General features: G+C 46.2%; 22 protein-coding genes. 13 read left to right on the top strand and 9 right to left on the bottom strand.

Features of this window, described 5'->3' with window-relative positions:
- Window positions 1-255: 255 nt before the first annotated feature.
- The 3 genes from phnW to phnX all read left to right on the top strand — a co-directional run bounded on the left by phnW (window position 256) and on the right by phnX (window position 3,671).
- The gene (gene phnW / locus R7E00_RS00485) at window positions 256-1,359 is read left to right on the top strand and encodes a 2-aminoethylphosphonate--pyruvate transaminase (protein WP_005432490.1); all 1,104 of its coding nucleotides are present in this window, start codon (window positions 256-258) and stop codon (window positions 1,357-1,359) included.
- Window positions 1,360-1,385: 26 nt separating this feature from the next.
- The gene (locus R7E00_RS00480; RefSeq protein WP_042523359.1) at window positions 1,386-2,765 is read left to right on the top strand and encodes an aspartate aminotransferase family protein; all 1,380 of its coding nucleotides are present in this window, start codon (window positions 1,386-1,388) and stop codon (window positions 2,763-2,765) included.
- 90 nt (window positions 2,766-2,855) lie between these two features.
- Window positions 2,856-3,671, top strand: coding sequence for a phosphonoacetaldehyde hydrolase (gene phnX, locus R7E00_RS00475; RefSeq protein ID WP_042523361.1), 816 nt, complete (start codon window positions 2,856-2,858; stop codon window positions 3,669-3,671).
- Window positions 3,672-3,756: 85 nt separating this feature from the next.
- On the opposite strand, the gene R7E00_RS00470 is transcribed toward phnX, so the two are convergent.
- A complete protein-coding gene (locus R7E00_RS00470) occupies window positions 3,757-4,785 on the bottom strand; it encodes a LacI family DNA-binding transcriptional regulator (protein WP_005442357.1) in 1,029 nt (342 codons plus the stop codon).
- A gap of 248 nt (window positions 4,786-5,033) precedes the next feature.
- On the opposite strand from R7E00_RS00470, the gene R7E00_RS00465 reads away from it, so the two are divergent.
- From R7E00_RS00465 to R7E00_RS00455, 3 genes are read left to right on the top strand one after another with little or no spacing between them, the layout of a single operon-like run.
- Window positions 5,034-5,477, top strand: a complete 444-nt coding sequence (locus R7E00_RS00465) for a PTS sugar transporter subunit IIA (RefSeq protein WP_025768034.1) — start codon at window positions 5,034-5,036, stop codon at window positions 5,475-5,477.
- A 58-nt stretch (window positions 5,478-5,535) separates the two neighbouring features.
- Entirely contained in the window at window positions 5,536-5,823 is a 288-nt protein-coding gene (locus R7E00_RS00460; RefSeq protein ID WP_258481930.1) for a PTS sugar transporter subunit IIB, read from the top strand.
- 9 nt (window positions 5,824-5,832) lie between these two features.
- Window positions 5,833-7,089 carry a PTS ascorbate transporter subunit IIC gene (locus R7E00_RS00455; RefSeq protein ID WP_005384349.1) on the top strand — a complete coding sequence of 419 codons (1,257 nt, stop codon included), beginning with the start codon at window positions 5,833-5,835 and terminating at the stop codon, window positions 7,087-7,089.
- Between the two features lie 191 nt (window positions 7,090-7,280).
- On the opposite strand, the gene R7E00_RS00450 is transcribed toward R7E00_RS00455, so the two are convergent.
- Together R7E00_RS00450 and R7E00_RS00445 are read right to left on the bottom strand one after the other, a co-directional pair.
- Window positions 7,281-7,643 (bottom strand): ATPase, encoded by a 363-nt coding sequence (locus R7E00_RS00450; RefSeq protein ID WP_213987145.1) that lies wholly within the window; start codon window positions 7,641-7,643, stop codon window positions 7,281-7,283.
- 9 nt (window positions 7,644-7,652) lie between these two features.
- The gene (locus R7E00_RS00445) at window positions 7,653-9,683 is read right to left on the bottom strand and encodes a S8 family serine peptidase (RefSeq protein WP_005374094.1); all 2,031 of its coding nucleotides are present in this window, start codon (window positions 9,681-9,683) and stop codon (window positions 7,653-7,655) included.
- A gap of 466 nt (window positions 9,684-10,149) precedes the next feature.
- Between R7E00_RS00445 and R7E00_RS00440 the strand changes: the two genes are divergently transcribed.
- The gene (locus R7E00_RS00440) at window positions 10,150-11,406 is read left to right on the top strand and encodes a type 2 secretion system lipase (protein WP_017819748.1); all 1,257 of its coding nucleotides are present in this window, start codon (window positions 10,150-10,152) and stop codon (window positions 11,404-11,406) included.
- Between the two features lie 154 nt (window positions 11,407-11,560).
- Here the strand turns inward: R7E00_RS00440 and R7E00_RS00435 are convergent, their stop codons facing one another.
- A complete protein-coding gene (locus R7E00_RS00435; protein WP_213968640.1) occupies window positions 11,561-12,160 on the bottom strand; it encodes a TetR/AcrR family transcriptional regulator in 600 nt (199 codons plus the stop codon).
- A gap of 111 nt (window positions 12,161-12,271) precedes the next feature.
- Here R7E00_RS00435 and R7E00_RS00430 point away from each other — a divergent pair, with 111 nt between their 5' ends.
- Window positions 12,272-12,814 carry a carboxymuconolactone decarboxylase family protein gene (locus R7E00_RS00430; RefSeq protein ID WP_262606174.1) on the top strand — a complete coding sequence of 181 codons (543 nt, stop codon included), beginning with the start codon at window positions 12,272-12,274 and terminating at the stop codon, window positions 12,812-12,814.
- A gap of 96 nt (window positions 12,815-12,910) precedes the next feature.
- Here R7E00_RS00430 and R7E00_RS00425 read toward each other — a convergent pair whose 3' ends face one another.
- Genes R7E00_RS00425 through R7E00_RS00415 form a run of 3 tightly spaced genes read right to left on the bottom strand, consistent with a single transcriptional unit; the run spans window position 12,911 to window position 17,443 of the window.
- Window positions 12,911-14,287: an efflux transporter outer membrane subunit gene (locus R7E00_RS00425; RefSeq protein ID WP_169644383.1), complete on the bottom strand. Its 1,377-nt coding sequence runs from the start codon at window positions 14,285-14,287 to the stop codon at window positions 12,911-12,913.
- Between the two features lie 14 nt (window positions 14,288-14,301).
- Window positions 14,302-16,266, bottom strand: coding sequence for a MacB family efflux pump subunit (locus R7E00_RS00420; RefSeq protein WP_104976301.1), 1,965 nt, complete (start codon window positions 16,264-16,266; stop codon window positions 14,302-14,304).
- Between the two features lies 1 nt (window position 16,267).
- The gene (locus tag R7E00_RS00415) at window positions 16,268-17,443 is read right to left on the bottom strand and encodes an efflux RND transporter periplasmic adaptor subunit (protein WP_132936967.1); all 1,176 of its coding nucleotides are present in this window, start codon (window positions 17,441-17,443) and stop codon (window positions 16,268-16,270) included.
- Window positions 17,444-18,212: 769 nt separating this feature from the next.
- Here R7E00_RS00415 and R7E00_RS00410 point away from each other — a divergent pair.
- The 4 genes from R7E00_RS00410 (at window position 18,213) to R7E00_RS00395 (ending at window position 21,440) form a co-directional block, all read left to right on the top strand.
- On the top strand, window positions 18,213-19,556 hold the full coding sequence (locus tag R7E00_RS00410) for an OmpP1/FadL family transporter (RefSeq protein WP_213916598.1): 1,344 nt from the start codon (window positions 18,213-18,215) through the stop codon (window positions 19,554-19,556).
- 78 nt (window positions 19,557-19,634) lie between these two features.
- Window positions 19,635-20,354, top strand: a complete 720-nt coding sequence (locus R7E00_RS00405) for a carbonic anhydrase (RefSeq protein ID WP_053349369.1) — start codon at window positions 19,635-19,637, stop codon at window positions 20,352-20,354.
- Between the two features lie 79 nt (window positions 20,355-20,433).
- Window positions 20,434-20,985: a YtfJ family protein gene (locus tag R7E00_RS00400; protein WP_154204166.1), complete on the top strand. Its 552-nt coding sequence runs from the start codon at window positions 20,434-20,436 to the stop codon at window positions 20,983-20,985.
- A 20-nt stretch (window positions 20,986-21,005) separates the two neighbouring features.
- Window positions 21,006-21,440: a hypothetical protein gene (locus tag R7E00_RS00395; protein WP_005480927.1), complete on the top strand. Its 435-nt coding sequence runs from the start codon at window positions 21,006-21,008 to the stop codon at window positions 21,438-21,440.
- Between the two features lie 79 nt (window positions 21,441-21,519).
- Here the strand turns inward: R7E00_RS00395 and R7E00_RS00390 are convergent, their stop codons facing one another.
- Window positions 21,520-22,059: an NUDIX domain-containing protein gene (locus R7E00_RS00390; protein WP_005374107.1), complete on the bottom strand. Its 540-nt coding sequence runs from the start codon at window positions 22,057-22,059 to the stop codon at window positions 21,520-21,522.
- Between the two features lie 51 nt (window positions 22,060-22,110).
- Window positions 22,111-22,785, bottom strand: coding sequence for a pyrimidine 5'-nucleotidase (gene yjjG, locus R7E00_RS00385; protein ID WP_005374109.1), 675 nt, complete (start codon window positions 22,783-22,785; stop codon window positions 22,111-22,113).
- 138 nt (window positions 22,786-22,923) lie between these two features.
- Between yjjG and R7E00_RS00380 the strand changes: the two genes are divergently transcribed.
- On the top strand, window positions 22,924-23,847 hold the full coding sequence (locus R7E00_RS00380; RefSeq protein ID WP_053307145.1) for a LysR family transcriptional regulator: 924 nt from the start codon (window positions 22,924-22,926) through the stop codon (window positions 23,845-23,847).
- The last annotated feature ends 42 nt before the right edge of the window (window positions 23,848-23,889 follow it).

Below are 23,889 nucleotides of genomic sequence, written 5' to 3'. Positions count from 1 at the left end.
AATTTGGCTAAGTTTTCATTTGGTCTGTACCAGTTGACGATATACACCCTACTGAGCCTTTGTGACGAATTCATGACCATTAAATGGCAGTTTTACGAAAATTATCGATGAATAATCGTTCAATTGATCCGCCATTTTCTGGATATTAAAGTTTTATGAAATTGGAGATTCGCCTATTTACTGCCCTTTTCTTCCTCGCTAGAGTGAACTTGAAATTTGGTGTAGACCAATTAGCCTATTCTGATGGAAATCGAGATGAAAAACGAATACCTACTACTGACTCCAGGTCCTCTATCTACTTCTGAAACAGTACGTGAAGCCATGCTAAAAGACTGGTGTACTTGGGATGATGAATACAACAAAGACATTGTAGAAGTGATCCGCACTAAGCTTGTAAAACTGGCGACGGAGCAAGACGGCTACACCAGCGTACTAATGCAAGGTAGTGGCACCGCATCAGTAGAAGCGACGATTGGCAGCGCCATTGGCAAAGATGGAAAATTGCTGGTTGTCGACAACGGTGCTTACGGTGCGCGTATCGCTCAGATCGCTGATTACCTAAATATTCCATGCCATGTAGTTTCTCCAGGCGAAACATCACAGCCACACTTGAACGAGGTGGAAACTGCATTGGCATCGGATCCTGCTATCACACACGTGGCAATTGTTCACTGTGAGACAACCACTGGCATGCTCAACCCAATTGAGGCATTTGCTTCTGCGGCAAAAGCACACGGTAAAGTAGTGATTCTCGATGCCATGTCGAGCTTTGGCGGCATTCCTATCGATATCGCTGAGCTAGGCATCGATTTTATGATCAGCTCTGCTAACAAGTGTATCCAAGGCGTACCAGGCTTTGGCTTTGTGATTGCAAAACAAACTGAACTCGAAAAGTGCCAAGGTCAGGCACGTTCTTTGAGCCTTGATCTTTACGACCAGTGGCACTGTATGGAAGTGAACCACGGCAAATGGCGTTTTACGTCTCCAACGCACACGGTTCGCGCTTTCTACCAAGCCTTGTTAGAGCTGGAACAAGAAGGCGGCATTGAGGCTCGTCATAACCGTTACCAAACTAACCAGAAAACACTGGTTGCAGGTATGCGCTCTTTGGGGTTTGAGCCACTACTGAGTGATGACCTTCACTCGCCAATCATCACTTCTTTCTACTCTCCGACGCACAGTGATTACCAGTTCAAAGCGTTCTACACACGTTTGAAAGAGCAAGGCTTCGTGATTTATCCGGGTAAGGTATCAAATGCAGATTGCTTCCGTATCGGCAACATTGGCGAAGTTTACCCAGCAGATATCGAGCGCTTAATCGGTGCAATTGAAAAAGCAATGTACTGGCAAGTTGCGTAAAGCAGCCTTCTGATTGAGAGAGCGTTATGACTCAGAATATCAAACCGACTCATTTCCGTAGCGAAGGCGATGTTAACACGACGCCAGCGCGCCAAGCTTGGAATGCGTCGATGGACGACGAACGCACGCAAGCATTATTGAAGCGCGATTCCGAGGTCTTTCTTCATCAAGCCATGTCGACGCCTTGCTTAGATACCTTGGAAGCAGCGGAAGGCATCTACATCCAAGATGCTACAGGCAAAAAGTACATGGACTTCCATGGCAATAACGTCCATCAGCTGGGCTACGGTCATCCGCATGTGATTAAACGTGTGCAAGAGCAAATTGCCAAACTGCCGTTTTCTCCACGTCGTTTTACCAATGAAACCGCGATTGAATGTGCCGAAAAGCTCACCCAAATCTGTGGCGGCGAATTGAACCGCGTGCTTTTTGCTCCGGGTGGCACGTCTGCGGTTGGCATGGCTCTTAAATTAGCACGCCACATCACGGGCAACTACAAGGTGGTGTCTCTGTGGGATTCCTTCCACGGCGCATCGCTAGATGCCATCTCAGTGGGTGGCGAAGCGTGTTTCCGTCAAGGCATGGGACCATTAATGGCAGGTGTTGAGCGCATTCCACCAGCGGTGTCTTACCGTGGCGCTTTTCCAGTCGCGGACGGCAGTGACGTGCATTACGCCGACTACCTTGAATACGTGATTGAGAAAGAAGGCGGCGTGGGCGCATTTATCGCAGAAGCGGTTCGCAACACAGATGTTCAAGTGCCAAGTAAAACCTACTGGAAACGCATCCGTGAAATCTGTGACAAACACAATGTCATGTTGATCATCGACGACATCCCTAACGGCATGGGTCGCAGCGGTGAATGGTTTACCTACCAAGCCTACGACATCGAGCCAGATATGCTCTGCATCGGTAAAGGTTTGGGCGGAGGCTTAGTGCCTATCGCAGCCATGGTAACCAAAGACAAATACAACACTGCCGAGCAAATTTCCATGGGTCACTACACTCATGAGAAAAGCCCTATCGGTTGTGCTGCGGCACTGGCAACCATGGAAGCCATTGAGCAAGACGGCTTGCTAGATAAAGCCAAAGCCGACAGCCAGTTCATGCGTGAAAAACTGCTAGAGATGAAAGTCAAGTACCCAGTGATTGGTGATGTACGTGGCATCGGCATGTTGTGGGGCATTGAACTGGTCACCGACCACGAAAGCAAAGCACGCGCGTATGACGAAGCGGAAGCTGTGTTGTACCAATGCCTCAACAACGGAGTGAGTTTCAAGGTATCGCAAGGTAACGTGATTCAACTCAGCCCACCGCTGATCATCACCCGCGAACAACTAACAGAAGCGTTGGCGCTCTTCGAAGAAGCCATCGCCAAAGTGTGTAAAGACTTTAACTACTTTTAGGGTCAATAGACCTCAACAAAAACCAATTTATTCAGAGCGCCGTTTCAACGTGTAAGCAAGCGCTCTGGCAAGCAAGAAAAAGGATTGAACATGAGCAACTCACCAATTCAAGCAGTGATCTTTGACTGGGCTGGCACTATCGTCGATTTCGGCTCTTTTGCACCAACCAGTATCTTTGTGGAAGCGTTCAAGCAAGGATTTGATTTCGAAATCGATCTTGAAGAAGCGCGTGAACCAATGGGGCTTGGTAAATGGGACCACATCCAAGCTGTGGGTCGCATTCCTGCGGTTGATAAGCGTTGGAATGAGAAGTTTGGTCGCTCAATGACCAGCGAAGACATCGACGCTATCTACGCAGCATTCATGCCGCTGCAAAAAGCAAAAGTGGCTGACCACGCAGAGCCAATCCTTAATGCGATTGAAGTTGTGAACGGTCTGAAAGACAAAGGCATCAAGATCGGTTCTTGTTCTGGTTACCCTCGCGAAGTGATGGATGTGCTGATTCCTGTGGCTGCGGATTACGGCTACAAACCGGATTACGTAGTAGCAACGGATGACCTGCCGCAAGGTGGTCGCCCAGCACCATTTATGGCACTGAAAAACGTGATTGAGCTGAATGTTACCGATGTTAATGCGTGTATCAAAGTGGATGACGCCGCACCGGGCATCGATGAAGGTCACAACGCGGGTATGTGGACCGTTGGTTTGCTGCTTTCTGGTAACGAAGCAGGTCTAACGTTTGAAGAATACCAAGCCGCGGACGAAGCAACGCTTGATGCCGCTCGTGAAAAAGCGCGTGCAAAACTGCTCAAGAGCTCGCCGCACTACCTTATCGATACGATCGCTGACTTCCCAGAAGTGGTTGCAGATATCGAACGTCGCCTAGCAGCAGGTGAGCGTCCTTAGTAGAGAATCATTATTCTCACGCATAAAAAACCTCTCAGCATCGAGAGGTTTTTTGTATCACGTATTAGTTTCTAACCAAATGAGGTTAGTTGATCGCAGTACTCGCTCGGCGTTTTAGCTTAAAGCCCATGTCCGTTGCATGTTCTACAGGCTCACCTTTAATGGCTTGCAGTAACTTGTCTGCGGCTTTCGTCCCCATACGTTCGTAATCGAATTCCGCACAGGTCAAACTTGGGTAGGCGTGCTCACCCATAGAAGAGCCTTCCAAACAGATAATCGCAATGTCAGTCGGGACTTTCAGCACTCGGCGATGACACTCAAACAACGCGCCAATCGCAATCTCTTCATGGCTACATACCAGAGCATTCAAACTTGAATCGCGCAGCAATAGCTTTGCCAATCCTTCCGCACCTAATTGTGAAGATGGCGCTTCGTGGGTGGTTAAGAAATGATCCGGTGCAAGGTAGTTCTCAATCATCGCGCTCTGCCAACCGTGTAGCTTACGTTGCAAGGTGGAGTGATCGCCACGTGCCCCAATGAAGCCCACGTTTTTGAAGCCTTGCTCAATCACATGCTTGGTACAGGCTTTACCCACCTCAAAATGGTCAACACCGATATTGAGGTAACTGGCTTTCGAACTTAACTCAGCAATTTCCAATACTGGCGTGTTCGAGGCTTCCAAAAGCTGATTAGTACGTTGGCTGTGTTCATTACCAAACAGCACCACTCCGGCTGGGCGGCTCTCAAGGAATGTCGAAAGCAGTTTCTCTTCTTGCTCTACCGAGTAGTCGCTGTAGCCAAGCAGCAACTGATAACCCGCTTTGTTCAACGCTTGTTGAAAGCTCGGTAAGAAAAGCGCGCACGCTTTTTCAAACAGGGAAGGAATGATAAGAGCGATGGAGTAACTTTCAGCAGACGCCAAAGCCCCTGCTGCTTTATTCGGGATATAGCCGAGCTCATCAACCACTTGTTGAATTTTTTCTCTCAGCTTGTCAGATACTAGCTCGGGCGTTCGTAATGCTCGCGACACCGTCATGGTGCCTACGCCGGCTTTTTTAGCGACGTCCGCCAAGGTGACATTGCCAGTACTTCTTCGTTTGCGAGGTTCGCTCATTGTTCTTATTTAGTGTTCTCTATTTTCTGCCGCGACATCTTACCACAGCGTTTTAGTGGTTTTGATATTAGCGCATTAGAAGTCGATCACAAGCATATGAAACTCGGATGACTGATAAAAATGGTAGCGCTATCACAATTTATGGTAGCGCTATCAGATAGCGCTACCATTTGTGATCATTCTCAGGTTTTTCTGACAAATTGATCGATAAAGTACCCATCAACAAAACAACAAACCGGAAAGATCCAATGCTACGTGAACTGATTACCTCTGATGTGATTCGCATCCATTCTGATGCCACTGACTGGAAAGATGCGGTGAGCAAATCCTGTGAAGCACTGATTGAAAATGGCGCGATTGAGCCAAGCTACGTGGACGCTATTTACCGCTCCCACGAAGAGCTTGGTCCTTACTACGTGGTAGGTCCTGGTATGGCAATGCCACACGCTCGCCCTGAAGATGGCGTTAACCGTTTGTCTCTTGCTATCACGGTGATTCAAAACGGCGTGAACTTCGATTCTGAAGGTAACGATCCAGTAAAAATGCTGGTTACGCTAGCCGCGACAGACAGTAACTCGCACGTGGATGCGATTTCTAAACTGGCTGAGTTGTTTATGAATGAAGAGCATGTAGAAGCCATCTGCTCCGCTCAAAACACACAAGATGTTCTCGCGATCATCGAAAAATACTAACTCCTGATGTGCCCTTCAAAATGGGCATACACCCCTATAAAAAGAAAAGGTCTGAATTATGAAAATTATGGTTGTTTGCGGTCACGGTCTTGGTACTAGCCTAATGATGGAAATGAGCATCAAAGGCATCGTGAAAGAATTGAATGTAAACGCAGAAGTGGATCATATCGATCTAGGTTCTACAAAAGGTACGGATTGTGACATCTTCATCGGTACTAACGACATCGTTGAACAGTTGAACGCACTTGGCGTTGAACCTCGCATCGTTGCGCTTGATAACATGGTCGACAAAGTGGCAATGAAAGAGCGTCTATCTGTGGCACTTCAAGAGCTTGGCGCTCTATAAGGTGGCGTTATGGAATTCTTCAGTTTCTTAATGAACGATGTCCTATCAGAGCCGGCGGTTCTGGTAGGTCTTATCGCCCTAATCGGCTTAATTGCCCAGAAAAAACCGGTCACCGAGTGCATTAAAGGCACGGTAAAAACCATTCTTGGTTTCATCGTGCTTGGTGCGGGTGCGGGTCTGGTTGTAACTTCTCTGGGTGACTTTGCGACGATTTTCCAACACGCGTTCGGCATCACTGGCGTGGTTCCAAACAACGAAGCTATCGTCTCTATCGCGCAAGAAGCGTTTGGTAAAGAGATGGCGATGATCATGTTCTTCGGTATGTTAGTGAACATCTTGATCGCTCGCTTCACGCCATGGAAATTCATCTTCCTAACAGGTCACCACACTCTATTTATGTCGATGATGGTAGCGGCGATCCTTGCTTCTAGCGGCATGAAAGGTGTTCCACTGATCGCGCTTGGCTCTCTGGTTGTGGGCTCTGTGATGGTGTTCTTCCCTGCGATTGCTCACAAGTACATGAAGCAAGTAACAGGTTCTGATGACGTTGCGATTGGTCACTTCTCTACCCTTTCTTACGTGCTAGCGGGCTTTATTGGCAGCAAGTTCGGTAACAAAGAACACTCTACTGAAGAGATGAACGTACCTAAGAGCTTGTTGTTCCTACGTGATACGCCAGTGGCAATCTCGTTCACCATGGGCATCATCTTTATGGTGACGTGTATCTTCGCTGGCGGTGACTTTGTACGCGAAGTCAGTGGTGGTAAGCACTGGTTCATGTTCGCATTGATGCAATCCATCACATTCGCCGGTGGTGTGTACGTTATCCTTCAAGGTGTACGTATGGTTATCGCAGAAATCGTTCCAGCGTTTAAAGGCATCTCAGACAAACTAGTACCAAACGCAAAACCTGCGCTTGATTGTCCGGTTGTATTCCCATACGCACCAAATGCGGTATTGGTTGGCTTCCTATCGAGCTTTGCAGCAGGTCTTTTGGGCATGTTCCTACTTTACGTGATGGGTCTTACTGTGATTATCCCTGGTGTCGTTCCACACTTCTTCGTAGGTGCTGCAGCAGGTGTATTTGGTAACGCTACAGGTGGTCGTCGCGGTGCAATCTTGGGTGCTTTTGCACAAGGTCTACTGATTACCTTCCTACCAGTATTCCTAATGCCAGTACTTGGTGACCTAGGCTTTGCTAACACGACCTTTAGTGACGCAGACTTCGGCGCTGTTGGTATCCTACTGGGTCTGATTGTTCGCTAAGTAGTTAGTCTGAATATGACTAGCTGATAACTGACTTGATTGATGCGCGCATAGGCTCATCGGCATCAATCTTCAAGAATATCTCGTCATAGCAAACGACGACCTTTAGAAGAAAGCAATCGTAGAAAGAAAACAAACGCCCCTCACGTGAGGGGCGTTTTTCTTTTTGGCACTATCTTAGAAAGTTTGGCTTATTGAAGCGTAGTTCCGTTAGATAGCAGCTTTCTTGTCGGCTCTTGCTCAGTGTATTCGACCGCATCGTGAGCGGCGAGCTTATCGACTTCCGCCTGTTCACCCACCACAACCAACACGTGTTGTTTCACCAGAGCGTCGACCACTTCAATGTTGTGCTGACGAAGAAGCGCTCTCACTTCGCTCTCTTTTCCTTCATGATACTTAACAAAGTAACGCGCAGGTTGCTGCTCGGCTTGATCTTGGCGTTCATCCACGAGAGGAAATCCTTGATTGTTTGCCAAGCTGCTTGAGCTCAGTCCGATTGCCAATAGTGCGGTAGCGCCTACCACAGACAAAGAAAGTAAGGTCAACTTCTTCATAGTCACTCCTTATTGAAAGGTCAGAGTCCAACTGTTGATGGTGCCTGTGTCTCTTCTGGCATTGTCTACCGCTTTTAGTTCCCATGTACCTTGCGATTCAAAACCAGAAAAATCCGCTTGGAACGTGTTTTTTATATCGTTAGCGCTGCCGCCAGTATTATTGTGAAGTACAACTTCTCCACCAGTCGGTGACGTTAAAGTCACTCGTAGATCACCGATGTAAGTGTGGCTAATATCAACGTCAATACTTACTGTGCCTGAATCACCAGAGCGATCGACTTCTACTGCACTGATTGCGCCAGAAGATTTATTATCTGGAATCGCAACAGGGCTGGTATTTGAGAAGCTAGAGTCCGAAGAGCTACCACCATCAGGTCCATTACAGCCAGCGTCCAAGAACAGCTTCGCCGCTTCAGCATTAACTAGGCCGTGACCAGTACGGTTGTCTCGACCAGCAACATCAATATCTGTTGCAGTTTTCACTAGGGCATTACGTACTTGCGCTGCTGTACAGGTTGGGTGGTAACTCCACACCAAGCCAGCTACGCCCGTTACGTGCGGTGTCGCCATTGATGTACCATTGTAGTACTCGTAATCTTCACCAGAGGTTGTTGCAACAGTAATTTCCTGGCCAACATACCCCAATAGCTCTTGACCAAATGCACGATCAACCGTTACCGAAACCATACGATAAGCGTTGTTTGTGTCTACCAAGAAAGGGTTTTGTAAACCAGGTAGTTCAGAGTTGCTGTATACGATTGCAGCTCGCGCACCCGCATTGTAACAAGCCTGAACCGCATCTACTTCAGGGTAGTTTCCTGAAGACTGGTTGCCGATACGCTCAGTCAAACAAATTTTGCCCGACATATCACCACAGTTAAAGTTACCGCCAGAGACATCACAGCTATCTAGCGTTGCCGTTACTGAACCCGCGATTGGATCCGGAACATACGAAGAACCGTTATTGATCAAACGATTGTGAGGAACAATCCCACGATCAAACTGACTGACACCATTCAAGGTAATATCAGAAAGTTTACCTTCACCTACCGTAACCGTTGATAAGATCGCCACACCCGGGCCTGAGATCTCAACTTGATTAGTAGATTGTGAGAACGCTGCATGATCATTTTGATTATCAACAGCCGCAACAGACATCACTGAGTCATAAGAAGCTGGATAGCTGTGCGCTGTATTGCCATCATTACCCGCTGCGGCGATCAATAGAACGCCTTGATCGTAAATATTTTGCAGTGCATTTTGCTCAGTTCGGCTTGATTGACTACCACCAAGGCTCATGTTCACAACGTTAGCACCATTATCGGCACAGGTCTGGATTGCTTTAACAAGCCCAGATGAGTAACCCCAACCCGATTCGTTAAATACTTTCACGATGTGCAAATTCACATTCTGGTTTGGCATCACACCCTTTACACCTTCGGTGTTGGCAATCGCAGCAATCGTACCCGCGACGTGAGTACCGTGGGCATTGTTGTTACCCGGATCACTCCATGATCCCGTACCACTATCGTTAGTACCAGCAACGCGGTTACCGCTTAGGTCGTTGTGCGAAATGTCGTACCCTGAATCGATAATACATACAGTGCGATTACCCGCATTGAAGTCAGCTAGCAGTTGAGCATTAACCGCTTCATATCCCCATGGGGTCGTTTCGCTGAGCAAATAGCGAGGTGGATCGACTTCCACGTATTCCACATCACTACGGTTGCGAAGCGGCTCTAAGTCATCGCCATCCAATTCAACGCTGTAAATGGCGCGATTACCCAGTTTTTCCACCTTACGTGCCTTCACCTGTTCTAGAACAGACTCCTGCGCGATTCGTGGCCCCCAGAATGAGTTACCCCCCATTGAAGAACGGCTGACTGCATCTTCTTTGAATTTGACGATGTACTTCGTCGGTAACTTAGATTCATCAAATCCCATTGGTGGAGCCGCAAACGCTGACATCGAAGTGGTCAGTGCTATTGCTACGGCAGACAACGAAAATAAGCCTTGTTTTTTACTTGTTGTGTAGTGCATTTGCCCTATTCCTTATTTGAGCTAATTTTTATTCACTATATTCTCATGAAAAGTCATCATCATGATGTTTGCATGAGAGCTTCAGCTATAGTTTACAGAGCAAAAATGCCAAACAATTTGTTTCATGAATATACAAATTTGTACAAAAGATCATTCAATAAACACTTTAAGTTAACATTGAAAATCATAAACAAAACCTTATAAAGCAATTACTTAATTAACAAAAAGTGAATGTTAAATTAATGTTAGTGAGTAATTATTCTAAATATCACCCATTTAATCGATTGCTATGCTGAATGGATTTTTTGACCGTGGTGCCAAAACTGAAATATTGAATATTTAGTTGTTGACTGTCTTGAGCATTTACTCAGAATTAGAAGGTTTAGTGAGAAAAATTCTCATCTAAATACTGTTATAGCCGAGCGTATTCACGCATTCGGAACAATAACCATTACAAGAAGAGTGAATGATGAAAAAAACAATCACACTATTAACTGCATTACTTCCGCTTGCCTCCGCCATTGCAGAGGAGCCAACTTTATCACCAGCAATGGTTTCTGCGGCTGAAGTGGTTAGCGCGCAAGAAAATCAAACTTATACGTACGTTCGATGCTGGTATCGTACGAGCCACTCTAAGGACGATGCGGCTACCGATTGGAAATGGGCAAAAAACCAAGATGGTAGTGACTTCACTATCGATGGTTATTGGTGGAGCTCTGTTTCATTTAAAAACATGTTCTACACCAATACCTCACAAAACGTAATTCGCCAGCGTTGTGAGGAAACACTAGATCTAGCGAACGAGAACGCAGACATTACCTTTTTTGCTGCCGACAATCGTTATTCTTATAACCACACGATCTGGAGCAATGATGCTGCAATGCAACCAGATCAAATCAACAAGGTAGTGGCTTTAGGCGATAGCTTGTCTGATACAGGCAACATCTTTAACGCGTCCCAATGGCGCTTCCCTAACCCGAATAGCTGGTTCTTGGGTCACTTCTCAAACGGTTTTGTTTGGACGGAATACGTTGCTAAAGCCAAAAACTTACCGCTATACAACTGGGCAGTTGGTGGCGCAGCAGGTGAAAACCAATACATCGCGCTAACTGGTGTCGGCGAACAAGTTTCTTCTTACTTAACCTACACAAAGCTGGCGAAGAACTACAACCCCGCTAACACATTGTTTACGTTAGAGTTTGGTTTAAATGATTTCATGAACTACAACCGTAGCGTGCCGGAAGTAAAAGCGGATTACGCTGAAGCTCTGATTCGTTTAACAGACGCTGGCGCGAAGAACTTCATGTTGATGACACTGCCAGATGCAACCAAAGCACCACAGTTCAAATACTCAACACAGGAAGAAATTGAAACGATTCGTGCGAAAGTATTGAAAATGAACGAGTTCATCAAAGCACAAGCGATGTACTACAAAGCCCAAGGCTACAACATCGCATTGTTTGATACACACGCACTGTTTGAGAAGTTAACCTCGGCACCAGAAGAACACGGTTTCGTAAATGCAAGCGACCCTTGCTTAGACATCAACCGTTCATCCTCTGTTGACTACATGTACACTCACTCATTACGTTCTGAATGTGCAGCATCTGGCGCAGATAAGTTCGTGTTCTGGGATGTGACTCACCCAACCACAGCAACGCATCGTTATGTGGCTGAAAAAATGTTAGAAAGCAGCAATAACTTAGAAGAGTTTCGCTTTTAATAAGCCGTTGTTGTTCATTGCAAGTTAATCTGCATAAAAATGACCACGATGCTTCGTGGTCATTTTTTATCGATATCGCCCCCCGATAACGGTTTTTTTGAGCTCGCTTACTTCAAGCCATTGATTTAGAGACGTTGACTTTGAGCAGTCTCATTCAGCGTTCTGTTTTTGATACGTTACCGCGGAAGCTGTCCACCATAATAGAGATCAACGTCTTTAAGGTTACATCATCACTACGGTATGAGTAGGCTCGTATACCCGTAAACTGAACCTGGAACAACTGAGCAAGAAGCAATGTATCCTGAGCTTCAATTTCGCCATTCTCGATTGCTCGCTCAAACAGCTTTGCAAGAAAAGATTCAAATTGGTTTGCTAAGCTGTTTGTTTGATTGCGCAGCGCATTAAAATCCTCAGCAAATTCACTTGCTGATTTGACTAACATGCACACTTCACTGGGATTGGAGTCTCGCTGATTGATAACCACATCAATCGCGAAAGCTTCTATTGCATCTAGAACCGTTGTGTTCTGAGCTAAATGCAACTCAAACAGGGCTTGTAAGTTCGCAACGTACATTTTTAGCGCTTCACAATATAGCCCCTCTTTTGACCCAAACGTCGCATAAATACTTCCAGGACGCAGATTAACGCTATCTTGTAAATCACGTGTAGATGTTGCATGAAAACCTTTCTTCCAGAATAGATCCGAGGCGGCTTTCACCACTTCATCACGTTGGAATTTCTTTGTATTCGCCATGAGCAATTATCAATTTTGAACATGTGCTCAATTTTATATTGAGCGACCGCTCAAAATCAACTATCCTGTTCTTGCCTAATCCGCTCATATCCAATTACAGGAGATTTAAACATGGCAGAATTTAAACTGTATACCGCAGAAAACGCACCCGAAGGATTAAAGCACCTGATTGAAAATTCAGTCAAAGCGTTTGGCATGCTACCAAATCTTCATGCTGTTATGGCTGAAGCGCCAACCTTGCTTGAGGGTTATCAAGTTGTGCATGAGCTATTTCAACAAACATCATTTAACGCAGAAGAATTGACCGTCGTATGGCAAACCATCAACGTTGAACATGGTTGTCACTACTGCGTTCCTGCTCATAGTGCGATCGCGGCGTCAATGAAAGTGGATCAGGAGATTGTTGATGCTCTCGTCAACCAAACACCATTGGCAGACGAAAAACTTGAAACACTACGAGAAACAACGCTTCAAATGGTGCGTCAACGTGGTGTAGTGGAAGAGTCTCAGATAGAGAAATTCTTTGCGGCGGGTTACGGACAGCAGCAACTGCTTGAAATTGTACTTGGTCTAGCGCAAAAAGTGATGAGTAACTACACCAATCACCTAGCTGACACCCCGGTTGATGCACCTTTCAAGAAGTTCGCCAAGTAACTTAAGCTTTTATTACTGGTCCCATTGATGGGACCAGTAATACCTTCAAAAAAGGCTTTGTTGCATGGCGCTTCGCTAGTGTGAGCTGACCCCTAATTACAACGGCGCAACGTCGGTTCCTCCTAAAGACTGGTAAAGCGTAACCTGAGTGAGAAACTGGTTGTAACGGTTCTCCAACAAAGAAGCTTGCGCGTTTCTGGTGTCTTCTTGTGCATTCAAATAGTCCATGATCGACGTCGAGCCATACTGATACCGCGCAGCATAAATGGACTCAGCGGCACTTGCGGCATCATATTGCTCTTGTAAACGCGCCGCCTGATACTTCAATTTTTCGCGTGCTGACAAGGCATTTTCGACATCTTGGAATGCGGCGTACAACACTTGGCGATAGCTCACAATGGCCGATTGATAGTCTAAATCGGCAATGGCTTGGCTGTTTTTCATCTCATTCCACTGCAAAAACGGTAGCGTCATATCCGCACCTAAACTGCCGATCGGGTTGGAAAGCAGGTCTTTGAGCGCTTGTGACGATCCCCCCAAAGCCCCAGTGAGCGTCAGCTTAGGCAAGTAGTCCAAATCTGCTGCGTCTTTATTTGCTAGCGCGGCTTTGACGTCATAAATCGCGGCTTTAATGTCGGGTCTGCGGATCAATAAATCAGACGGAGCACCAACACTCAACGATGGCATATCGCCTTCAGGCAGCATTTGGATGTTTGCACTGATGCTCTTCGGCGGTTGATTGAACAAAATCGCAAAGGCGTTGTTTGCCTCAAGTAAACTCTGTTCAAACTCACTTTGCTGCGCTTGTAAGCTTGCCAACGTACGTTTGGCTTCAAGCACATCTAACTGATCCACAGCGCCAAGTTGGTACTGTTTTTCAATCAATTGTAGCGTTTGAGCTGCGTCTACCACATTACGCTGGCTGAGGTTTAAGCGCTGTTGCAGATAGCCGATTTGCCAATATAGCGATGCCGTCGTTGCTACCAAACTTTGTGCGGTCGCCTCGCGATCTTGTTGACTTGCCATCGCCGACCACTTGGCTTGGTCAACGTCTGCCGAGATTTTTCCCCATAAATCCAACTCGTAATTGACGGATAAGTTAGTGCTGTAACTATCTGCCGATTCCCCGCTATCAAGAGATTTTTGAGCTTGTCCTGATGTGGAAGAACTCAACGTAGGGAAAAGGTCATCTTGCGCTAAACCCAGCTGTAAACGCGCTTTCTTTAGCGTTAGCGTTGCCAGCGTCAAATCGTTATTTTGAGCCAACACCTGAGTAATGTATTGATTAAGAGTTGGGTCGTTAAACGCCAACCACCAAGGATCCATACTGACATCACCCGCAACATGCATCTGTTGCCAATTTGCAGGCACTTGCACCTCAGGAGCTTGATAGTCGCTACGCATAAGCGAACCACAACCTGACAACCACACTGCGCTTAAGGCAGCCGCGACCAATCGAGTTTTGAATTTCATTGTGTTACTCATTTTTAGTCTCTCGCTAGCGCTTCTATCGGATCGAGTTTGGCGGCATTGCGAGCGGGTAAAAAGCCGAAAGCGATGCCAATCAACGTTGAGCAAATAAACGCCCAGATGATCGAGTTCATTGAGTAAATCATTTGGAAGCTGCTGCCAGATGTACTGAATGCAAAACCAATCAAAAACGCCAAGCCAATACCAGCAATACCACCACACAAACACACTAGTACCGCTTCAATCAAAAACTGACGCAAAATATCCGCTTGCCGCGCCCCCACTGCCATTCGCACACCGATCTCTTTCGTGCGCTCTGTCACCGACACCAACATGATGTTCATTACGCCAATTCCTCCGACAATTAGGGAGATCACCGCAATCGCTGAGATCAGTAACGTCATGGTGGCGGTGGTTTTCTCGATGCTCTTACGAATGGTGTCAGTGTTAATCGTGAAGAAATCTTCTGTACCGTGGCGCATTTTTAACAAGTTGATGATGCTCTGTTCTACCGCTGCGCTTGGGGCGTTCTCATCAATCCGCACAGTAATGCCATTGAGGTAGCGTTGTCCCATCATTCGTCCCGACATGGTGGTGTATGGCACCCAAATTTTCAGCGCGTCGCTGTTGCCAAACGCGTCTTCTTTTTTCTGCGTGACACCCACAATACGCACTGGCAATGAACCTAGAAAAATCACTTCACCAATCGGATTTCTATCCGCAAACATTTCCTTTCTAGTGTTGTCATCAATCACTGCTTCTTGCGCGAGTGAGTTCACGCTCTCTTCATCCCAAAACTGACCTTTGGCGATCTCATAACCGCGCACACGGAAATAATCTTCCCCAACCCCTTCCACAGACGCGGTTGCATCCTGATTGGCGTACCGCACGGTTAAACTGTTGGATAAAGACGGCGTGACACTGTCGACAAAAGGCAGACTCTCCAACGATTTAGCATCGTCGGCGGTTAGCGTTTTCACTCGTCCGGAGCGGCGGTCACCAAACCCTTTGCCCGGCCTGACATCAATGGTGTTTGTTCCCATGGATGAAATATTCGACAAAATTTGCTGTTGTGAACCATTACCTAGGGCCACCACGGAAACCACCGAGGCTATACCAATAATGATGCCGAGCATGGTCAAAAACGTGCGCATTCTGTGGCTAGACATCGCCAGCAGCGCCATTTTTAGCGCGTCAATAAAACTGTCCCACTTCCACCACTTACTGGCGGCTTGCGCTGGGCGATGAAAAGACGCGCTCGGTGTCTTTGCTGCTTGCTCATTGATTACAACTTGTGCATTTGGCGTATCTGCAATGATTTCACCATCTTTGATTTCAATGATGCGATCCGAAAAGTTCGCCACGTTCATATCATGAGTCACTAAGATGATAGTATGCCCAAGTTGATGCAACTCTTTAAGCAGTGCCATCATCTCTTGCCCACTGTGACTGTCTAATGCGCCAGTGGGCTCATCAGCGAGAATCACCTCACCACCGTTCATCAGTGCACGAGCAACACTCACGCGCTGTTGCTGGCCACCACTTAGTTGGCTGGGCTTGTGAGTCAAACGATCTTCCAGCCCTAAGCGAGCCAATAACGACTGCGCTCGCTCCGTTCTTTGACGATGAGGAACTCCCGCGTAAACCGCAGGCACTTCCACATTTGCCACCGCGGTTAAATCCCCCAGCAGATGGTAACGCTGGAATATAAAGCCAAAATACTCGCGGCGCAGTTCCGCCAGTTGATCAGATTCCAACGTCGAGACATCTTGCCCATTAATGAAGTATCGACCGCTGGACGGTTTATCCAAGCAGCCGAGCACATTCATCAGCGTCGATTTCCCTGAGCCCGATGCACCCACGATCGCGACCATTTCACCGCGTTTTATCTCTAAATTAATGTGGTTCAACACGGTAAGCGACTCGTCGCCAGAGACAAATCGTCGAGTTAAATCCTCAACTTTTAAAAGCACGTCACTCATCTTAGAACCTCATTGGAGGTCGACGACGATCACCTCGGCTTGATGATTCTCCATCCATAGCATTGCCAAGAACAACTTGGTCGCCCTCCTTCAAACCTGAGAGAATTTCTGCGTTCACTTTGTTGTTAATACCCACTGTCACGGGCTTTTGCACCACTTGGCCCTGTTCAAGCACTGGCACGGTATAGTTGCCTTTGCCGCCAGATTTTTGCAGCACTTGTGAAGGGACAATCAAGGTATTTTCCGATTGCTCAAGGACAATCGAAACTTGCGCAGTCATGCCGATGCGCAAAATACCTTGCGGGTTCTTCACATCAAATACAGCGTTGTAGTAAATGGCGTCGCTATCTGAAATGCTCAAATCGCTGTCATCGCCATCCATGATGGTTGGCCCCGGCTCAATGGCGCGCAATGTGCCTTTAAACTGCTGATTCGGTTTGCCTAAAATGGTGAACAGCGCCGTTTGGCCGGGGTGAACAAAAATCACATCTGCTTCCGAAATTTCGGCTTTCACTGTCATCGTATCTAACTTAGCTAACTCGATAATAGTTGGCGTGGTTTGATTGGCGTTTACGGTTTGTCCTTCTTCCACCGCGGTGTAGACCACCGTGCCATCCATCGGTGCGTTGATGGTGGTGTAACCGAGATCTAACTGCGCATTGTCGACGTTGATTTTGGCTTTCTCGATTTCGGCATCCAGTTGCGCTAACTCGGCTTTGTAGATGGCGAGCGTCGCTTCGGCATTCTCGTAATCAGCTCGTGAGCTCGCTTTCGCTGCCAACATGCCTTTTTGGCGCACGTATTCATAGTTTGCTTGTTTAATCTGCGCTTGCTTAGCCTGGTACTGAGCGTTGAGACTATTAAGAGACGCTTGGGCTTCTTTGAGGCTGTTTTGCTGAGTCAGGCTGTCAATCTGTGCAATCAAATCTCCCTGTTTGATCTCATCCCCTAAGTTCACAGCGAGGCGTTGAATTTGCCCAGATACTTGCGCACCTACATTCACCAATTTGGACGCTTGCAACATGCCGTTGGCTAATACCGCCTTTTCGATATTGCCTTTGCGAACGACTTCTGTCGCGTAAGGAGAAATGGGTTCTGGACGTTGCAGATAATGATAACCACCAGCACCAATAGTAAGTAGGCCACACAAAACGAGCCATTTTTTATTGAGTTTCATAGCAGGAGTGAAGTAAATAATCGTTTTGATTTTATACTGCTATTTTTCTTAGCCGTACAGGGTACGAGACGTAAAGATAGGTAAATTAACGTCAAGAAACTGAATGAATAACTTCACTAACGTGAAAAATCAGAGATATTATAGTCACTTCAAAACTTTATCATTCAATACATATAACAAAGACCATCTTTAATATAGAAATTCAAGTTATAAGTATTATAAACAAAACTTTTAAATACTAACAAACCAGTAAAATCCAAAATTATTCAACATTCCATTAATTTAAATTTCATGATGGCCATTTTGATGATTGAATTTAAAGAGGAGTTAAGTGACAAGTTAAATAAAAAATACCCACATAACACAGGTAAGACCGAGAGGGGTGTGTCATGTGGGTTTAAAACGATAGTTCTCTTGCTAATTCGAACTACCAACGTTGGGATGCAATGGAAATACAAATGACTCAGAGTTTCCATCACGGACACTTTATCGCTGGATTTCCCTCTATTTGTTAGGGAAAAGTCAGCACAATAAAAATAGAGAAGTAATACCGCAAAAATAAAAATAGAGGTTCAGGGTTTAATTTACACTTAAATAACTACTATATTCACGCCATGAAGCATTAATAAATTCAACAATAAATATTTATTAAGTTAAATTTACTTATTGTCAGCACACTGTTAGTTTTACTCTTAAATACACTGGTCAGATTTGTTTATTTTACTAATTTTAGTTGCAATACAACTTCTAATTAATTCATGAGAAAAACATGCAGCGACAATTAACTCTTTCACCGATTTATTTATTAATCGGGTTAGCCTCCTCGACGGCGTATGCCGGTGGTTTTCAAATTAACGAACATTCTGCGACGGGTCTTGGTCGTGCTTTTGCTGGTGATGCCGTCATTGGTGATAATGCGTCTGTAATCAGCCGCAACGCCGCAGCGATGACGCTGTTTAAACAAAATGCCTTATCGTTCGGTGTCACTTACGTCAAACCTGACGTTACCGTTAAAAATGCGCAATATCATCGAGCTAACATTAATGCGGATGTCAATGTTGGTATGGGTGGTTTTCCTCCGTCCCCTCAAGTTGACATTACCCCGTCCTTCTCTCAAACCGTGACCGACATTGATGACGTCGATGGCGTTGGTCAACCAGCCGTTGTACCCAATTTTTACTTTATTCACCCTATCAACGACGACTGGTATCTAGGCTTATCGGCATATTCCAACTTCGGAACCGACATGGAGTTTAAACCAAACTATGGCGCACCTGTTTTTGGCGGTGTCACCAGCGTAGCGAGTGTCAACCTTGGCGCAAGCTTGGCATACAAGGTGAACGACCGTTTTAGTATCGGTGGTGGTATTGATGTGATTTACGGCTCTGGTGAGCTGTACCGCGATATGGACGTGGGTGTTTGCGTTGGTGGGAACATACTTGGAAACGAACTAGAACAACGCTGTGGATCCGTAAAAGGCAACGCACTTGATGTGGAAGCTGGCGGCATTGGGCTTGGCGCGAACATTGGCATGATGTACGAGTTTAACGAACGTCATCGCTTAGGTTTAAGCTACAAGCACAGCCCTAACATCGATGCCAAGGGTGACATCCACTTTGCTGGCGAATCGTACGACTCACTTGCTATGCCGCTACCGGATATTGCGGAGTTTTCCGGTTATCACCGCGTCTTACCTAAATTTGCCCTGCACTATTCTGTGCAGTGGATTGGTTGGTCAGCATTTGACAGCTTGAAAGCTGATGATCAGTTGCTAAAAGATTTTCAGTGGCAAGACTCCGCGCACTACTCCATCGGTGCGACTTGGTACGCCAATGAACGTTGGACACTTCGCACGGGTTACATGTTCGACAAAACACCTGTCGATGAGCTGACCTCGCTTTCTATTCCAGATTCGAACCGTCACTGGTTATCTGCGGGGGCCTCTTACCAATGGTCATCAGATACCACGGTTGACATCGGCATGACGTACTTGATTGGTGAAGATGTCAACGTAGAAGAGTACGCGTATGAAGATGTTCCTGCACCGATGGTAACGGGCGTGACCCATTCAAATGCGTTCCTAATTGGTGCCCAGCTCAGCCACCGTTTCTAATTTGTCAGGCAGTGATCAAACCTCTAGGTCATTGCCTTGTAACAACGCTTATCGAAGCGACCGAACAGAGACATTATTATGAACAAAACACTACTTGCTTTTTCACTCTCACTTCTCACTCTAAGCGCAGCTCAGGCTTCGGAATGGGGCTATGGCAATGACAAACACGGGCCAGAGCACTGGGGAAAAATCGCCAAAGACTGCGCAACCACGAAAAACCAAAGCCCAATCAACATCGACAACCCAGCCGATGCAAAACTGGAAGCACTGAACCTTTCGTACACTGGTCAGGTCATTGGTTTAACCAACAATGGTCATACGCTGCAAGCGCAAGTGAACGGACGTAATAGCTTCACCATTGATGGCGAGACGTTCGAGCTGCAACAGTTCCATTTCCACACACCTTCAGAAAACCAAATCAAAGGCCGCCAGTATCCACTTGAAGCGCACTTTGTACACGCCAACGCAGACGGCGAGTTGGCGGTAATTTCGGTGATCTTTGATGCTGGCGATCAAAACGCAGCGCTGTCTAAACTGATCAACGCAATCCCACAAGAGAATCAAACCACCTTCTTTAAAGATACTTTTGAGATTAACGACTTACTGCCAAAAACTGCAAACTACTATCGATTTAACGGCTCTTTAACCACACCGCCATGTTCAGAAGGTGTGCGCTGGTTTGTGCTTAAAGACACTCAAACCTTATCCAAAGATCAAGCCGCGAAACTGATGGAAGTCATGGGACAAAACAATCGTCCGCTGCAACCGCTAAATGCGCGCGTTGTACTTTCTAACTAATCGCCATATCCGATAAGGGGCATCGTATTTGCCCCTTATTTTGATTCGCTCTAACCTCACTTCGTTACAGGAACCCCCGATGAAAACTCCATCTGTTCTGTCACTCTTACTCGCACTCGCCCCGACATTCGCCTTCTCTCATAACCTTTCTGTCGGTCAAACCACCCCTTCCGTCAGCATTGATACCTATGGCGAAATGACGCTGCAAGGAAACGATGTGGCTTATCAACCTTGGGCAACTCAGCAGATGTTAGGCAAAGTCCATGTGATACAAGCCATTGCAGGTCGTAGTAAAGCCAAAGAGATGAACGCGCCGCTGATGTCAGCAATCACTGCCGCTCACTTTCCTGAAGATCAGTATCAGACCACAACCGTGATCAACCAAGAAGACGCCATATGGGGAACCGGTACATTTGTAAAATCGTCGGCAGAGGACAGCAAAAAGACATTCTCTTGGTCTTCCATGGTGTTAGACAAAAATGGCGTATTAGCAACAACTTGGGATCTGCAGCAAGAAAGTTCTGCGATTATCGTACAAAATAAACAAGGTGAAATTTTATTCGTGAAAGAAGGGGCTTTAACTCAAGACGAAGTCACACACGTCATCGAACTGATTAAACAGAATATCTAAACCTAAGGTAAGGAAAAGTTATGAAACTGTTCAACACCATCGCACTCTGTCTTTTAGCGGCTGTAGCCTCTTTCCAATCGGTTGCAGGAGACAACGATTGGGATAAGATTGCAGATAAGACCGTCAGTTTTAAATCGGAAACCGACACAGTCAATCCACTGTCACCATTTGCTAACGCTCGTTTCAGCCACATAAAAATCAAATGTACGCAAGGTACGGTCGATCTGAAAAGCGTTAAAGTAATCATGAAAGATGGTCAGGAAAAGACGTTCGACAGTTTAGGGGTTCTGACTAAAGGCATGTCATCAAGAAGCTTAAGCCTACCAACAAAAGATAACGCGAAGTTAGACAAAATCGAGTTGAACTATGAATCGGTTGGCAGCACTGCGCTGCAAGTCGCGGGGGTGACCAAAAAAGCGCAAGTGGAAATCTTAGGTAAGAAAATCGACGAGTAAGCGATGGCTCAACGAACTCACCCAAACTAAAAACAGCGGCACTAGGCCACTGTTTTCATTAAAAAATCGTCATGAATAACTAAATGAATTTCTTCAGCTTCGCCAAACCATAAGCAGCGATGGTGACACAATCTTTGATCGTGCCGTCGATCATCATCTGTTCGAACTCCTCAACAGAAAAAGCGCGAGTGATCAAATCCTCTTCTTCACTGTCGAGTTGATTGCCCACGTCCGTTAAATCACTGGCGAAGTAGACGTGACATGTCTGATTCAAAAAGCCGTATGCGATAAACTGCGCGCCGACATACGCCATAGTGCTCGCCTGCATACCCGTTTCTTCACGCAGTTCGCCTTTGGCAAGCTCAAGATGATCCGCATCTGGGTTTGATTCCCACGCCCCTTGTGGGATCTCCCAACAACGTTGACCTACGGTGTAACGGTACTGCTGAACCAAGTGAATCATCCCGTTATCGATAGCCAGAATCGCAGCACAATCAGGTTTGTCGACCACACCATAGATGCCCTCTGCGCCGCTCGGACGTAAAATTTTGTCCTCACGCACCGTCATCCACTTATTCTGGTAAACGACTTTGCTGTCTAGCTGTTTGATATCTGACATGATTATTCCTTGATTTTTCTGAGGGTTACTACGGAATAATACCCGATTCGGTTACGCCACCAAAATGTTCTTTAGTTCACTCAAAGACTCAACGGTGTAATTTGGTGCGATACGCTCATCGACGCTTGCGCCTGTGGTATTTAACCAGCAAGTTTCAATACCAAAATTATTACCACCCAGAATATCGGAATGCAGGTTGTCACCCACCATCAGTACGCGCGTTTTGCATGGGTTGCCCATTTGCTGCATCGCGTATTCAAAAATACCTAAGTCCGGTTTTGCTACGCCCACTTGTTCAGAGATCACCACTTTATCGAAGTATTCAGTCATCCCTGTGCGCTCAAGGCGAATTGCTTGCAACTCTGTAAAACCGTTGGTGATGATGCCCATTTTGGCTTTGCCTTGCAGCGCTTCCATCAGCTCTTTTGCACCTGGCAACAAGCTGCAAATATCGGCCATTGCTTCTAAAAATGCGCTATTGAGATCTGCTGTTGTGGTATTCAGCTTCTCAGCCCACTCGGTAAAACGCTTATGTTTTAGCTCATCTGCCGTTACTTTGCCGTCTTGGTAATCCACCCAAAGCGGTTTGTTTACGGTTTGGTAATGAGCAAAATCTTGTTCAGTAAAATCTACGCCTTTGCGAGAAAACATAAGCTGCAAACCTTTGAAAGCATCAAAGTGGAATAAGGTTTCGTCAGCGTCAAACAGGATCCAATCGTACTTCATTTTCTTCTTCCCAAAATCAAGGTCGTAATACTGGTGCATAGTCTAGATTGTTTTCTTCTTGAAGATAATCTCTATAATTGGAAATTAATTGTATCCTTGTGCTCAACAATAAATGCTTCACGATAATAGGAGATTGATGTGAACGCGATTGCCTCCCTGCCCGTTTTTGTTGCTGTTGTCGAATGCGGCAGCTTTTCCCTTGCGGCCAAACAGCTGAATCTGACGAAATCGGCGATCAGCAAACGCATCAACCAACTAGAAGACGATTTGGGTATTCGTCTCCTTAACCGAACCACGCGTAAGCTGAGCCTGACCGAAGCGGGAGAACGCTATTTTGAGTACGCTTCTCAAGCGCTCAATCTGGCCCAGCAAGGCGTGGACGCGGTATCGGAACTGCAAGGCTCGCCACAAGGTCGGCTCAAAATTACCGTGCCGATGTCTTTCGGTGTGCTGCATATCGCGCCTTTGATCAGCGAGTTTCTCGCTCGTTATCCGAAAATTGAAGTGGATTTAAACCTCGAAGACAAAATGGTCGATTTGGTTAAAGACGGTTTTGATTTGGGGATCCGTATTGGTGAACTCACCTCTTCCAATCTAATCGCAAAACGTCTCGCCCCTTGTAAAAGTGTGCTTTGTGCCTCGCCAGATTACTTAGCGGAGTTTGGAACACCACAAAAACCAAGTGACTTAGTCGGTCACAACTGCCTGCGCTACTCCTATTTCCGTGGCGGCGTCGAATGGATGTTCATCAACAACGGCAGCGAATACAAGGTACTTCCAAAAGGAAACTTTATCGTCAATAACAGCGAAGCCATTCGCCAGTTGCTGTTAAGAGGCTCAGGCATTGCGCAACTGCCAACATTTATTGCAGGAAGAGACTTTGCAGCAGGAAATCTAAAACCGGTGATGGAAGAGTATTCTCTACCAGAACACGCCATTTATGCGGTTTTTCCTGAGCGCAAGCACATGCCATTGAAAGTAAGAGCCTTTATCGATTTTATCAGCGAAAAACTCGGCACAGATTTACCTTACTGGGATCGTTACAACAGCCCAGAAAAATAACCATATTGATGATAAGTGAGTGAGATTTCACTACTGACATGT

This window comes from Vibrio sp. Vb1755, assembly GCF_033338635.1.
GTDB classification, from domain to species: domain Bacteria; phylum Pseudomonadota; class Gammaproteobacteria; order Enterobacterales; family Vibrionaceae; genus Vibrio; species Vibrio alginolyticus.
Note: the sequence above shows the minus strand (reverse complement) of the source record. Positions and strands in the feature narration are given on the sequence as shown.